We start from the raw sequence: 13,669 nt of genomic DNA, 5'->3' as shown, positions 1-13,669 counted from the left end.
ATTGCGCCTAGCGGTCCCGAACACCCGCACGGCCGCCAGAGCGGCTCGGCACTGGCTCGCCGCGGTCCTGCGCGGAAGTCCCCATCCCCAACTCGCCGATGACGCGATGCTCTGTCTCTCGGAGCTGGTCACCAACGCGCATCGACACACAAGCACGCCCACCATCCGCGTACAGGCGCTCATCGCCGTGGAGTTCGTGGTAGTTCGGGTGCGGGACAACCATCCTGAGCCGCTGCCCCCGGCCCCCGAAGCGGGTTGTCCGGGCGACGAAGGCGAGTGCGGCCGTGGTCTCGCGCTCGTCGAGGCGTGCGCCGACGCCTGGGGCGTGACCTTCTTCGGCGGTGCACGCCCGAGAGGGAAGTCGGTCTGGTTCAAACTGCTCGCCCGCGAGGGGCCAGGATGAGGGCCGATGCCCCAAGTGCGCCCGTACCGACATTGCTCACCGCAGCGTGCATGAGCTGTCGGGGGCTCACCGCCGCAACGATCCGCGGAGAGTCCGACCGATATGCGTGCCCTCGGTGCGTGCCCGCCGTCGTCCCCGGGCCGGTCCCCTACGAGTTGGAACCCGACGCGTTGGAGTTCGCGGAGCGGTGAGCACACATGCCGATGGGGTCGACGGGGCCCTCGCCCGTCGACCCCATCGGCCAACTCACCGGTACTTGTGAATCAGAGCACGCGCACCGCGCCCGTCGCGGGGTAGCCCGAAAGGTCCTGGATGACCACGCCCTTGCTGGGGTTGGCCGCGTCCAGGTACTTACCGTCGCCGATGTAGACACCCGTGTGGTACGCGCTGCCCGCGGCACCCCAGTACAGGATGTCTCCGACCTTGAGGTTGCTGGTGCCGACCTGCCTGCCCGCGGTCGACTGGTCCTGCGAGACGCGCGGGAGCTCGATGTTCACCTGGCGGAAGGCCGCGCGGACCAGGCTGGAGCAGTCCCATGAGTTGGGGCCCGTCGCACCCATCACATAGGCGTCGCCGACCTGGGCCCTGAGGAAGGCGATGACCGTGGCCACGGAGCCACTCGCCTGCTGGGAGGACTGGTTGGAGGACTGGGCCGAAGACTTGGCCCCGGAGGAGGACTTCGAGCCCACGGAGGAGAGCTGGGTGCGCTCTGCGGTCCGGGAGGCGCGCTCCTGCGCCTCGGCCCGCTTCTTCTCCTCGGCCTTCTCGGCCTCTGCCTTGCGGATCGCCTCGGCCTTCGCCTTCTTGGCGTCCTTCTGGGCCTTGGTGGCGGCAGCGTTCTCCTGGACCTGGAGCTCCAGGTCGAAAGCGACCTGCTGCTGTGCCTGAGCGGTCTGCTCGAACGTCTTGGCGAGGCCCGCGGGATTGATCGTGGGCATCTCGATGGTCTCGGTCACCGGCTCGGCGTTCGCCGGTCCAGCGGCGCCGGCCACTGCGATGGTGCTGAGGACGCCACCGGCAACTCCGGCACGGAGCGCCATCGTGGAGGCGCTACGACGGCGGGGCTTCCGGTGGCTGGGTATGTGAGCGGTGTGGGGCATAGGAACAACCGCTACCAGCCACCTACGGTTCCCATCAAGAAACGTGTCTTGCGCCACAGTTGCGAGCGGAATCCCCTCGTCCGCTCGATGGCGACGTTTATTGACGCCGTAACGGGCAATACGGACACGGGTGTTCAGGGCTGTGATCATGCACTTTTGGGAAAAGGTCCGAATTGCCCTTCGCTTACCATTGGTTAAGACCGATGGCCAAGCCCGGTTTTCCTAACGATTCATGCGTGTGACGCAGGTCACAGAATGATTGACGCCATCGCGGTGACGGTGACGGATCGTCAGATCCAGCGCTCCATGAGTTCGCGTTCGAGCGGGAAAGGCTCGACGATCTTCGAATGAACGTCGGGGAGCGACCTCGGCGATCTCCATGGCTGGGAATCGAATTCCTGTGACGGCGCCGGAGGTAACTCCCGGCGGTGACCCTGGGAATGCCACTCGACTCACAGAGTAACCAAGGGGTCATGGGTCGATGCGAGCGGGGTCCCTTCTATAAGGGGGCGTTCCGTTGGCGCCTGGGTCACCACCCGCACACCGGCAGTCACCACCGTACTCGCCGAGGGTGTGCGCCGGGCGCGCAAGATCGTGAACCCGTGCACGCGCTCGACCCCCTCCGCCCCCTCGCCCGCATCGGCCCGGGAGGCCCCTCCGGAGGGGGGATGCGTTGGCCCTATCACCCCTCGGCGACCGTTGCGAATTTGCTTAGGTATGCCTTGCCTTGATAGTGCGGACCCCCTTTCACCAGCCATAACGCATGTGGTTGTCACTTCTGGTAACCACTCGCGCGCTTCACGTATGAAGATCACCTCTCATCCGGCTTGATGCTCCTTCGCCAGGTGGTGGAGATCACAAGAGCGGTTACCGACCCCGTGTCGCAGATCACAGACCGGCGGGCATAGGATGCGGGGCAGTCGGGCTTGTGAACTGCCTCACATGAACACGATCTTCGAGGCGGCTCGAATAAGACGCCCGGTGCGGTCCAACGGTCAAGGACGACTGGAAGGAGCGAGGAGGGTGAATGCTTACGCGCCCATCCTTGTACTCGGCGCCCTCGGGGCAGGGTTTGCGATCTTCTCCGTGGTCATGGCCACGCTAATCGGCCCCAAAAGGTACAACCGGGCAAAGCTAGAAGCGTATGAGTGCGGCATCGAGCCGACCCCTACGCCGGCCGGTGGTGGTCGCTTTCCCATCAAGTACTACCTGACGGCGATGCTGTTCATCGTCTTCGATATCGAGATCGTCTTCCTCTACCCCTGGGCGGTCAGCTTCGACGCCCTGGGGCTTTTCGGGCTCGTGGAGATGCTGCTCTTCGTGCTCACCGTCTTCGTCGCCTATGCGTATGTGTGGCGGCGCGGCGGCCTGGAATGGGACTGAGGGGCTGAGAGGCACCAAATGGGACTCGAAGAGAAGCTGCCGAGCGGATTTCTGCTGACCACCGTCGAGCAGGCCGCGGGCTGGGTGCGCAAGGCATCCGTCTTCCCGGCGACGTTCGGACTGGCCTGCTGCGCCATCGAGATGATGACGACGGGCGCGGGCCGCTACGACCTCGCCCGGTTCGGCATGGAGGTCTTCCGCGGCTCGCCGCGACAGGCCGATCTGATGATCGTGGCAGGCCGGGTCAGCCAGAAGATGGCCCCCGTCCTGCGGCAGGTCTACGACCAGATGCCCAACCCCAAGTGGGTTATCTCCATGGGTGTTTGCGCATCGTCGGGCGGCATGTTCAACAACTACGCGATCGTGCAGGGAGTCGACCACATCGTCCCGGTCGACATCTATCTGCCCGGTTGCCCGCCCCGCCCCGAGATGTTGATGGACGCGATTCTGAAACTCCATCAGAAGATCCAGTCCACCAAGCTCGGGGTCAACGCGGAGGAAGCCGCCCGCGAGGCGGAGGAGGCGGCCCTCAAGGCGCTTCCTCTGATCGAGATGAAGGGGCTGCTCCGATGAGCCGCGTCACTGCGGCCCCGGTGCCGCACCTCGCGCAGGCGGCGCCCGTGCGCCGCACGGGCCAAGAAGCCACCGAAGAGGTACAGCGATGACCGACCAGCCGAACCCCGAGAAGGAACTGAGCGAACAGAACCTTCCGGGCCAGCGCGGCGACCACGGCGAGGAGATCCGCGTCCAACGCGGCATGTTCGGCGCCAACAACGGCGGCGACACCTCCGGCTACGGCGGTCTCGTTCGCTCCGTGCGCCTGCCGGGGCCGGCCAGCCGTCCCTACGGCGGCTACTTCGACGAAGTGGCCGACGAGTTGGAAGGCGCGCTGGAGGAGCAGGGGCTCGTTCCTGAGAACGCCATCGCGAAGACGGTGGTCGACCGTGGAGAGTTGACCTTCCACATCGAGCGCGAGCACCTGCTCGTCGTCGCCCGTACCCTGCGCGACGACCCAGCCCTGCGGTTCGAGCTCTGTACGGGGGTGAGCGGTGTGCACTACCCGGACGACAAGGGCCGGGAACTGCACGCCGTTTACCACCTGCGGTCGCTCACCCACGGCCGGTTGATCCGCGTGGAGGTCTCGGCGCCGGACAGCGACCCGCACGTCCCGTCACTGGTCTCGATCTATCCGACCAACGACTGGCACGAGCGTGAGACGTACGACTTCTTCGGCCTGATCTTCGACGGCCACCCCGCCCTCACCCGGATCATGATGCCGGACGACTGGCAGGGCTTCCCGCAGCGCAAGGACTATCCGCTCGGTGGTATCGCCGTCGAATACAAGGGCGCTCAGATTCCGGCTCCTGACCAGCGGAGGTCGTACTCATGAGCACGTCGCACGCATCTCCCCGCGAGACCACCGAAGGGACCGTCTACACGGTCACCGGCGGTGACTGGGACGAGGTCGTCGAGAGCGCGGCCAAGGCGGACGACGAGCGCATCGTCGTCAACATGGGCCCGCAGCACCCCTCCACCCACGGAGTGCTCCGGCTGATCCTGGAGATCGACGGCGAGACGGTCACCGAATCCCGCTGCGGCATCGGCTACCTCCACACCGGCATCGAGAAGAACCTCGAATACCGGACCTGGACGCAGGGCACCACCTTCGTCACGCGCATGGACTACCTCACGCCGTTCTTCAACGAGGCGGCGTACTGCCTGGCCGTGGAGAAGCTGCTCGGCATCGAGGACCAGATCCCGGACCGGGCGAGCGTCATCCGTGTCCTGCTGATGGAGCTCAACCGGCTCTCGTCCCACCTGGTCTGCATCGCCACCGGCGGTATGGAACTGGGCGCCACCACGATCATGATCTACGGATTCCGGGACCGCGAACTGATCCTGGACATCTTTGAGTTGATCACGGGCCTTCGGATGAACCACGCGTTCATCCGCCCCGGTGGCCTCGCCCAGGACCTGCCCCCCGGGACGATCGACCAACTGCGCGACTTCGTGAAGACCATGAAGAAGAACCTGCCGGAGTACGACAAGCTCGCCACCGGCAACCCCATCTTCAAGGCCCGCATGCAGGACATCGGCTATCTCGACCTCACCGGGTGCATGGCGCTCGGTGCCACCGGGCCGATCCTGCGCTCCGCCGGCCTCGCGCACGACCTCCGCAAGACCGATCCGTACTGCGGCTACGAGAACTACGAGTTCGACGTGCCGACGGCGGACACCTGTGACTCCTACGGCCGCTTCCTGATCCGGCTGGAGGAGATGCGGCAGTCGCTGCGGATCGTCGAGCAGTGCATCGCCCGGCTGGAGCCGGGACCGGTCATGGTCGCCGACAAGAAGATCGCCTGGCCCGCACAGCTGGCGCTCGGCCCGGACGGTCTCGGCAACTCCCTGGACCACATCAAGAAGATCATGGGCACCTCCATGGAGGCCCTGATCCACCACTTCAAGCTGGTGACCGAGGGATTCAGGGTCCCGCCGGGACAGGCGTACGTCGCCGTGGAGTCGCCCAAGGGCGAACTCGGCGCGCATGTCGTCTCCGACGGCGGCACCCGCCCCTACCGGGTCCACTTCCGCGACCCGTCCTTCACCAACCTTCAGTCCATGGCGGCGATGTGCGAGGGCGGCCAGGTCGCTGACGTCATCGTCGCCGTCGCGTCCATCGACCCCGTGATGGGAGGCGTAGACCGATGAGCACCCAGCCGGCCCAGTCACCCAACCAAGAGGTGCAGCTGGGAATGCCCCAGCTCCCCGCACCCGACTACCCGGCCGATGTACGCGCCCGGTTGGAGGCGGACGCGAAGGAGGTCATCTCCCGCTATCCGGACTCCCGTTCGGCGCTGCTGCCCCTGCTGCACCTCGTCCAGTCCGAGGAGGGCTTCGTCTCCCGGACCGGTATGCGGTTCTGTGCCGAGGTGCTGGAACTGACGACCGCCGAGGTCACCGCGGTCGCCACCTTCTACAGCATGTACCGGCGGAAGCCCTCCGGTGAGTACCAGGTGGGCGTCTGCACCAACACCCTGTGCGCGGTCATGGGCGGCGACGCGATCTTCGAGGACCTCAAGCAGCACCTCGACGTGGGCAACAACGAGACCACCGAGGACGGCAAGGTCACGTTGGAGCACATCGAGTGCAACGCGGCCTGCGACTTCGCCCCCGTGGTGATGGTCAACTGGGAGTTCTTCGACAACCAGACGCCCGATTCCGCCCGGCAGCTGGTCGACGACCTGCGCGCGGGGCGCCCGGTGGAGCCGACCCGCGGGGCGACGCTGTGCTCCTTCAAGGAGACCTCGCGCATCCTCGCCGGTTTCCCCGACGAGCGGCCCGGTGCCGTGGAGGCGACGGGCGGCGGCGGCCCCGCCTCGCTGATCGGTCTCCGACTGGCCAAGGGCGAGCCGATCCCGGCCCGGGTGGTCTCCCCGCGCGGCGGACCGCAGGCGCAGGAGCGCACCCACCACGAAACGGACGGCGCGAGCGATGAGCAGAGGTCGGCCTCCCGGCACCTCAGCTCCCACGACGCGCCCCAGAGGACCTCGGACTCCGATCCCAGCCACCCGGCCGGACCCGTCACCGAGGAGGGGGAGTGATGACGTTGGCACCCGAATACGGCGGGAGCTCCCGTCCCGGCGCCGGAGCCGAGACGAGCCCCGAGAAGCTGCTCGCGCCCGTGCTCTCCGCCTTCTGGGACGACCCCAAGTCCTGGACGCTGGAGACCTATCGGCGTCACGAGGGCTACGAGGGACTGCGCAAGGCCCTCGCGATGCCGCCCGACGACCTCATCGCGTACGTCAAGAACTCCGGACTGCGCGGACGCGGCGGCGCCGGCTTCCCCACCGGGATGAAGTGGCAGTTCATCCCGCAAGGGGACGGCAAGCCTCACTATCTAGTTGTCAACGCCGACGAATCGGAGCCCGGGACCTGCAAGGACATCCCGCTCCTCTTCGCCAACCCGCATTCCCTCATCGAGGGGATGGTGATCGCCTGTTACGCGATCCGTTCGAACCATGCCTTCATCTATCTGCGCGGTGAGGTCGTCCCCGTACTGCGGCGACTGCACGAGGCAGTGCGCGAGGCGTACGAAGCGGGATACCTCGGCAAGAACATCCTCGGCAGCGGACTCGACCTCGAACTCACCGTGCACGCCGGCGCCGGGGCGTACATCTGCGGTGAAGAGACCGCGCTGCTCGACTCACTGGAGGGCCGTCGCGGACAACCCCGGCTGCGACCCCCTTTCCCCGCGGTCGCCGGTCTGTACGCGTGCCCCACTGTCGTGAACAACGTCGAATCGATCGCTTCGGTTCCCGCGATCCTCCAACGCGGAAAAGACTGGTTCAAATCGATGGGGAGCGAGAAGTCCCCCGGCTTCACGCTCTACTCCCTCAGCGGCCACGTCGCCGGCCCCGGCCAGTACGAGGCCCCGCTCGGGATCACCCTGCGCCAACTGCTCGACATGAGCGGCGGGATGCGCCCCGGGCACCGGTTGAAGTTCTGGACCCCCGGCGGCTCCTCCACCCCGATCCTCACCGACGAGCACCTCGACGTACCGCTCGACTACGAGGGCGTCGGCGCCGCCGGTTCCATGCTCGGGACCAAGGCGCTCCAGTGCTTCGACGAGACGACCTGCGTGGTGCGGGCCGTCACCCGCTGGACCGAGTTCTACGCCCACGAGTCCTGCGGCAAGTGCACGCCCTGCCGCGAAGGGACCTACTGGCTGGTCCAGTTGCTGCGTGACATCGAGGCGGGCAAGGGCCTGATGTCCGACCTCGACAAGCTCAATGACATCGCCGACAACATCAACGGCAAGTCGTTCTGTGCGCTCGGCGACGGTGCCGCGTCCCCGATCTTCTCGTCGCTCCAGTACTTCCGCGACGAGTACGAGCAGCACATCACCGGGCGCGGCTGTCCCTTCGACCCCGCGAAGACCACCGCGTGGGCCGACAAGCACCTGGAGGTGTCCGCATGACCGAGGCGCACGCGCCGAGTGCCGGCGCAGGTCGACCTGCGAGCGGAGCACGGCAGTCCGACTCGCACCGCGCGGAGGTGTGGGCATGACCGTCACCACGTCCAACCCGGCCGGAGGCGGCGCAGCCGTCCCGCCCGAGGACCTCGTCTCGGTGACCATCGATGGCGTCCAGATCAGCGTGCCCAAGGGCACGCTCGTGATCCGGGCCGCCGAACTCATCGGGGTCGAGATTCCCCGGTTCTGCGACCACCCCCTCCTCGACCCCGCGGGCGCCTGCCGCCAGTGCATCGTCGAGGTCGAGGGCCAGCGCAAGCCGATGGCCTCCTGCACCATCACCTGCACCGACGGCATGGTCGTCAAGTCGCAGCTCAGCTCGCCCGTCGCCGAAAAGGCGCAGAAGGGCGTGATGGAGCTGCTGCTGATCAACCACCCGCTGGACTGCCCCGTCTGCGACAAGGGCGGCGAATGTCCGCTCCAGAACCAGGCGATGTCCCACGGCGACGCCGAGTCCCGCTTCGAGGGCAAGAAGCGGACGTACGAGAAGCCGGTGCCCATCTCCACCCAGGTGCTGTTGGACCGCGAGCGGTGCGTCCTGTGCGCACGCTGCACCCGGTTCTCCAACCAGATCGCCGGCGACCCGATGATCGAACTCATCGAGCGAGGTGCCCTCCAGCAGGTCGGCACCGGCGAGGGCGACCCGTTCCAGTCGTACTTCTCCGGCAACACCATCCAGATCTGTCCGGTCGGCGCGCTCACATCGGCGGCGTACCGCTTCCGTTCCCGGCCGTTCGACCTGGTCTCCACGCCGAGTGTGTGCGAGCACTGCTCGGGCGGCTGCGCGACCCGCACCGACCACCGGCGCGGCAAGGTGATGCGCAAGCTCGCCGCCGACGACCCCGAGGTCAACGAGGAGTGGATCTGCGACAAGGGGCGGTTCGGCTTCCGCTACGCACAGCAGCGGGACCGACTCACCACCCCGCTGGTGCGGGACGCCGACGGCGTCCTCCAGCCGGCGAGTTGGCCGGAAGCGCTGGCCAAGGCGGCCGAGGGACTGGGCGGAGCCCGCGGTAGGGCGGGCGTGCTGGCCGGCGGCCGGCTCACCGTCGAGGACTCGTACGCGTACGCCAAGTTCGCCCGGGTCGCACTCGACACCAACGACGTCGACTTCCGGGCCCGGGTCCACTCGTCCGAGGAGGCCGACTTCCTGGCCGCCCGGGTCGCCGGACAGGGCCGGGACCTCGACGGGCGCGGCGTCACCTACTCCGCGCTGGAGAAGGCGCCCGCGGTCCTGCTCGTCAGCTTCGAGTCCGAGGAAGAGGCCCCGGGCGTCTTCCTGCGGCTGCGCAAGGCACACCGCCAGCGCGGTCAGCGCACGTACGCACTCGCCAGCCACGCAACCCGCGGACTCGCGAAGGCCGGCGGCACCCTGCTCCCGGCCGCACCCGGCACCGAAACGGAGTGGCTGGACGCACTCGCGGGCGGGGTCGGGCTCGACGGCGAAGGGGCCAGGGCCGCCGAGGCCCTGCGCGGTGACGGCGCGGTGATCGTCGTCGGCGAGCGCCTCGCGGGCGTGCCCGGCGGACTCACCTCCGTCGTACGGACCGCGACCGCGACCGGCGCCCGACTGGTGTGGATTCCGCGCCGGGCCGGCGAACGCGGCGCCGTCGAAGCCGGCGCGATCCCCTCCCTGCTGCCCGGCGGCCGTCCGGCCACCGACCCGCAGGCCCGGGAGGAGACCGCCGAGATCTGGCGGGTACGCGACCTGCCGCACCGCTACGGCCGTGACACCGGCCAGATCATCGAGGCCGCGGCCACCGGTGAGCTGGGCGCGCTGCTGGTGGCGGGCGTCGAGGTGGCGGACCTGCCCGACCCGAACCGGGCCCGTGCCGCGCTGGACGCGGTCGGCTTCCTCGTCTCGCTGGAACTGCGGCCGAGCGAGGTCACCGACCGGGCCGATGTGGTCTTCCCGGTCGCCGCGGTCGCCGAGAAGCCCGGAACCTTCCTCAACTGGGAGGGCAGGGCGCGGATGTTCGAAGCCGCGCTCAAGCCCGAGCAGATGACGCGCACCCTCGCCCCGAACGACGCCCGGGTGCTCCACATGCTCGCCGACGAGATGGACGTCTTCTTCGGACTGCCCGATCTCGCCTCCGTACGCAGGGAACTGGACCGGTTCGCCGGATGGAGCGGTGCACGGGCGTCCGAGCCGGTGCACTCCGCACAGCCGGTGCCCCGCGCGGGCGAGGGCGAGGCCGTCCTGGCCGGACACCGACTCCTGCTCGACCAGGGTCTGCTCCAGCAGGGCGACAAGGCACTCGCCGGCACCCGGCACGAGGCCGTGGCCCGGCTCTCCGCGGCGACCGCGGCGGCGACCGGCGTCAAGGACGGCGACGAACTGGCCGTCAGCGGCCCGGCGGGCACCGTTCGGCTACCGCTCCAGGTGACCGAGATGCCCGACCGGGTGGTGTGGCTGCCGCTGAACTCGGTGGGCGGCGGAGTCGCTTCCGACACCGGAGCCCGCCCCGGCGAGCTCGTCCGCATCGGACCGGCACCGGCACCATCGGATGCCGCAACGGACGCGCCGGAGGTGCGCTCATGATCGCTGAGGTCCAGTTCCTCGCGGCGGAGGACCTGTCGATGTTCGGGCGCGACCCCTGGTGGCTCGTCGCCATCAAGGCCGTGTTCTGCTTCGCCTTCCTCATGGTCACCGTGCTGCTCTCCATCGTGTGGGAGCGCAAGGTCGTCGCCTGGATGCAGCTGCGCATCGGGCCCAACCGGCACGGTCCCTGGGGCATGCTCCAGTCGCTCGCCGACGGCATCAAGCTGATGCTCAAGGAAGACGTGGTCGTCAAGCGCGCGGACAAGGTGGTGTACATCCTCGCGCCGATCATCGCCGCCGCACCCGCCTTCATGGCGGTCGCGGTCATCCCCTTCGGGCCGGCCGGTAACGAGGTGTCCATCTTCGGCCAGCGCACGACGATGCAGCTCACCGATCTGCCGATCGCGATGCTCTATGTCCTCGCGATCGCATCGGTCGGCATCTACGGCATCGTGCTCGCCGGTTGGTCCTCCGGCTCCACCTATCCGCTGCTCGGCGGATTGCGCTCCTGTGCCCAGATGATCTCGTACGAGATCGCGATGGGTGCGGCGTTCGCCTCCGTCTTCCTCTACTCCGGGTCGATGTCGACCTCGGCGATCGTGGAGGCGCAGGCGGACCGCTGGTACGTGATCCTGCTCCCGGTGTCCTTCATCATCTACGTCATCACGATGGTGGGCGAGACCAACCGCGCCCCCTTCGACATGCCGGAGTCCGAAGGCGACCTGGTCGGCGGTTTCAACACCGAGTACAGCTCCATCAAGTTCGCGATGTTCATGCTCGCCGAGTACGTCAACATGGTCACCGTCTCCGCCGTCTCGGTGACCCTCTTCCTCGGCGGCTGGCGCGCCCCCTACCCGATCTCCACCTTCTGGGAGGGCGCGAACCACGGCTGGTGGCCGATGCTCTGGTTCATCATCAAGGTCCAGTTGCTGCTGTTCTTCTTCATCTGGCTGCGCGGCACGCTCCCACGCGTCCGCTACGACCAGTTGATGAAGCTGGGGTGGAAGGTCCTGATCCCGGTATCGGTGCTCTGGCTGATGCTGGTGGCCACCGTGCGAGCGCTGCGGAACGAGGACTACCAGTTCCAGGAGATCCTGCTGTACGTGGGGGGCGCGGTCATTGCCGTACTCCTGCTGTCCGTGGTCGTGGACATGTTCCGCGGCAAGAGGGACCAGCAGGAGCGCGAAGCGGAAGCCGCAGCCAAGAACGCCGAGTTCGATCCCATGGCCGGTGGGTTCCCGGTTCCGCCGCTGCCCGGTCAGACCCTGCCGCCCGTACCGCGCAGGCGTCCGCGCCGGGAGCGCGAGTTGATTGTCAGTGGCGGGCCGGACACTTCGAGTGACGGACCTCGTGACGGAAAGGAGGCTGACGGTGTCTGAGACATCCGAGGGCAAGTTCCACAATCCCGTCGCCGGCTTCGGCGTGACCTTCAAGGCCATGTTCAAGCGGCGACTGACCGAGCAGTACCCGGAGCAGCAGAAGGTCACCGCTCCGCGCTTCCACGGACGGCACCAGCTCAACCGTCACCCGGACGGTCTGGAGAAGTGCGTCGGCTGCGAGCTGTGCGCCTGGGCCTGTCCGGCCGATGCGATCTACGTCGAGGGCGCGGACAACACCGAGGAGGAGCGCTACTCCCCGGGTGAGCGCTACGGCCGCGTCTACCAGATCAACTACGCCCGCTGCATCCTGTGCGGGCTGTGCATCGAAGCCTGCCCCACCCGCGCGCTGACCATGACCAACGAGTTCGAGTTGGCGGACAGCTCCCGCGAGAACCTCATCTACACCAAGGAGCAGCTGCTCGCCGGTCTGGACGAGGGCATGGTGGACTCGCCGCACGCGATCTTCCCCGGCATGGACGAGGGCGACTACTACCGGGGGTTGGTCACCGAGGCCGCCCCCGGCACCGTCCAGCAGGAGGCGGCCTCCAAGGCCTCCGAGGAGGACAAGCCGAAGGACGCCGCCACCTCAGGTGAGGGCGAGCCGACCGGGCACAAGGCGGTCGGCGCATGAACGCCCTGAACACGCTCGCCGCCAGCACCACGTCCACCGGCGAGGCCGTGCAGTTCTGGATCCTCGGGACGGTCGCGGTGATCGGTGCGCTCTGCACCATCCTGATGAGGCGGGCCGTGCACAGCGCGCTCTGCCTCGCCGGGACCATGATCATCCTGGCGGTCTTCTACCTCGCCAACGGGGCGTACTTCCTCGGCATCGTCCAGGTCGTCGTCTACACCGGCGCGATCATGATGCTGTTCCTCTTCGTGGTCATGCTCGTCGGCGTCACCGCCGCCGACTCCCTCAAGGAGACCCTGAAGGGACAGCGTTGGCTGGCGGCGCTCTGCGGCCTGGGCTTCGGTGTCCTCCTGATCGGCGGCATCGGCAACGCATCCCTGAACAACTTCACCGGGCTGAGCGCTGCGAACGGCGCCTACGGGGGCAACGTCGAAGGGCTCGCCGCCCTGATCTTCACCAAGTACGTCTTCGCCTTCGAGATCACCGGCGCCCTGCTGATCTCCGCGACCGTCGGCGCCATGGTGCTCACGCACCGCGAGCGCACCGAGCGGGCCATGACCCAGCGCGAACTCGCCGAACAGCGGGTCCGCGAGGGCAAGCACCTCCCGCCGCTGCCCGCACCCGGCGTCTACGCCCGGCACAACGCCGTGGACATCGCCGGACTGCTCCCCGACGGCACCCCGTCCGACCTCACCGTCAGCAAGACCCTGCGGGAGCGCGGCCAGATCCGTGATGTCTCCCAGCAGGCGCTGGACGACCTCAAGGCCCTCGAACAGCGCTCCGAGGAGCGGCTCGGGCGCAAGGGGCTCGCCCGTGAGGGCGGCGCGGCGGATGCGGACCGGCGCGACGGGTCCGCACCCGACCGGGACGAAGAGGAGGCCACACGGTGAATCCGGTCAACTACCTCTATCTCGCCGCCCTGCTGTTCACCATCGGCGCGGCCGGCGTACTGCTGCGGCGCAACGCCATCGTCGTGTTCATGTGCATCGAGCTCATGCTCAACGCCTGCAATCTCGCGCTCGTCACCTTCTCCCGGATGCACGGCAACCTCGACGGCCAGATCATCGCCTTCTTCACGATGGTCGTCGCCGCCGCAGAAGTCGTGGTCGGGCTGGCGATCATCGTGTCGCTGTTCCGTTCCCGCCACTCGGCCTCGGTCGACGACGCCAGCCTGATGAAGCTGTGAGGGGCTGACTGAT

At 67.8% G+C, this 13,669-nt stretch carries 13 protein-coding genes; 12 read left to right on the top strand and 1 reads right to left on the bottom strand.

Features of this window, described 5'->3' with window-relative positions; all coding sequences use genetic code 11:
• The first annotated feature begins 1 nt into the window (after window position 1).
• Window positions 2–403 (top strand): ATP-binding protein, encoded by a 402-nt coding sequence (locus ABZ348_RS28315; RefSeq protein ID WP_358937742.1) that lies wholly within the window; start codon window positions 2–4, stop codon window positions 401–403.
• Between the two features lie 263 nt (window positions 404–666).
• Here the strand turns inward: ABZ348_RS28315 and ABZ348_RS28310 are convergent, their stop codons facing one another.
• Entirely contained in the window at window positions 667–1,503 is an 837-nt protein-coding gene (locus ABZ348_RS28310; RefSeq protein WP_358937740.1) for a C40 family peptidase, read from the bottom strand.
• Between the two features lie 1,023 nt (window positions 1,504–2,526).
• Between ABZ348_RS28310 and ABZ348_RS28305 the strand changes: the two genes are divergently transcribed.
• The 11 genes from ABZ348_RS28305 to nuoK all read left to right on the top strand — a co-directional run bounded on the left by ABZ348_RS28305 (window position 2,527) and on the right by nuoK (window position 13,656).
• Complete coding sequence (locus tag ABZ348_RS28305) at window positions 2,527–2,886, top strand: NADH-quinone oxidoreductase subunit A (RefSeq protein WP_003956195.1); 360 nt, start codon at window positions 2,527–2,529, stop codon at window positions 2,884–2,886.
• A gap of 18 nt (window positions 2,887–2,904) precedes the next feature.
• Complete coding sequence (locus ABZ348_RS28300; protein WP_351499170.1) at window positions 2,905–3,459, top strand: NADH-quinone oxidoreductase subunit B family protein; 555 nt, start codon at window positions 2,905–2,907, stop codon at window positions 3,457–3,459.
• Between the two features lie 88 nt (window positions 3,460–3,547).
• Window positions 3,548–4,276: an NADH-quinone oxidoreductase subunit C gene (locus ABZ348_RS28295; protein WP_358937738.1), complete on the top strand. Its 729-nt coding sequence runs from the start codon at window positions 3,548–3,550 to the stop codon at window positions 4,274–4,276.
• A complete protein-coding gene (locus tag ABZ348_RS28290; RefSeq protein ID WP_358937736.1) occupies window positions 4,273–5,595 on the top strand; it encodes an NADH-quinone oxidoreductase subunit D in 1,323 nt (440 codons plus the stop codon). The genes ABZ348_RS28295 and ABZ348_RS28290 overlap by 4 nt, the downstream gene beginning before the upstream one ends.
• Window positions 5,592–6,488 (top strand): NADH-quinone oxidoreductase subunit NuoE, encoded by an 897-nt coding sequence (nuoE, locus tag ABZ348_RS28285; RefSeq protein ID WP_358937734.1) that lies wholly within the window; start codon window positions 5,592–5,594, stop codon window positions 6,486–6,488. The genes ABZ348_RS28290 and nuoE overlap by 4 nt, the downstream gene beginning before the upstream one ends.
• The gene (nuoF, locus tag ABZ348_RS28280; protein WP_358937732.1) at window positions 6,488–7,864 is read left to right on the top strand and encodes an NADH-quinone oxidoreductase subunit NuoF; all 1,377 of its coding nucleotides are present in this window, start codon (window positions 6,488–6,490) and stop codon (window positions 7,862–7,864) included. Before nuoE ends, nuoF begins: the two co-directional genes overlap by 1 nt.
• Window positions 7,865–7,949: 85 nt before the next feature.
• Complete coding sequence (locus ABZ348_RS28275; protein WP_358937730.1) at window positions 7,950–10,460, top strand: NADH-quinone oxidoreductase subunit G; 2,511 nt, start codon at window positions 7,950–7,952, stop codon at window positions 10,458–10,460.
• On the top strand, window positions 10,457–11,839 hold the full coding sequence (nuoH, locus tag ABZ348_RS28270) for an NADH-quinone oxidoreductase subunit NuoH (protein WP_358937728.1): 1,383 nt from the start codon (window positions 10,457–10,459) through the stop codon (window positions 11,837–11,839). Before ABZ348_RS28275 ends, nuoH begins: the two co-directional genes overlap by 4 nt.
• The gene (nuoI, locus tag ABZ348_RS28265) at window positions 11,832–12,470 is read left to right on the top strand and encodes an NADH-quinone oxidoreductase subunit NuoI (protein WP_358937726.1); all 639 of its coding nucleotides are present in this window, start codon (window positions 11,832–11,834) and stop codon (window positions 12,468–12,470) included. Before nuoH ends, nuoI begins: the two co-directional genes overlap by 8 nt.
• Window positions 12,467–13,360, top strand: a complete 894-nt coding sequence (locus ABZ348_RS28260; RefSeq protein WP_358937724.1) for an NADH-quinone oxidoreductase subunit J — start codon at window positions 12,467–12,469, stop codon at window positions 13,358–13,360. The genes nuoI and ABZ348_RS28260 overlap by 4 nt, the downstream gene beginning before the upstream one ends.
• Window positions 13,357–13,656, top strand: a complete 300-nt coding sequence (nuoK, locus tag ABZ348_RS28255; protein WP_329022030.1) for an NADH-quinone oxidoreductase subunit NuoK — start codon at window positions 13,357–13,359, stop codon at window positions 13,654–13,656. The genes ABZ348_RS28260 and nuoK overlap by 4 nt, the downstream gene beginning before the upstream one ends.
• Window positions 13,657–13,669: the final 13 nt, after the last annotated feature.

The organism is Streptomyces sp. NPDC005963 (genome assembly GCF_040638655.1).
In the GTDB taxonomy this organism is placed as follows: Bacteria; Actinomycetota; Actinomycetes; order Streptomycetales; family Streptomycetaceae; genus Streptomyces.
Note: the sequence above shows the minus strand (reverse complement) of the source record. Positions and strands in the feature narration are given on the sequence as shown.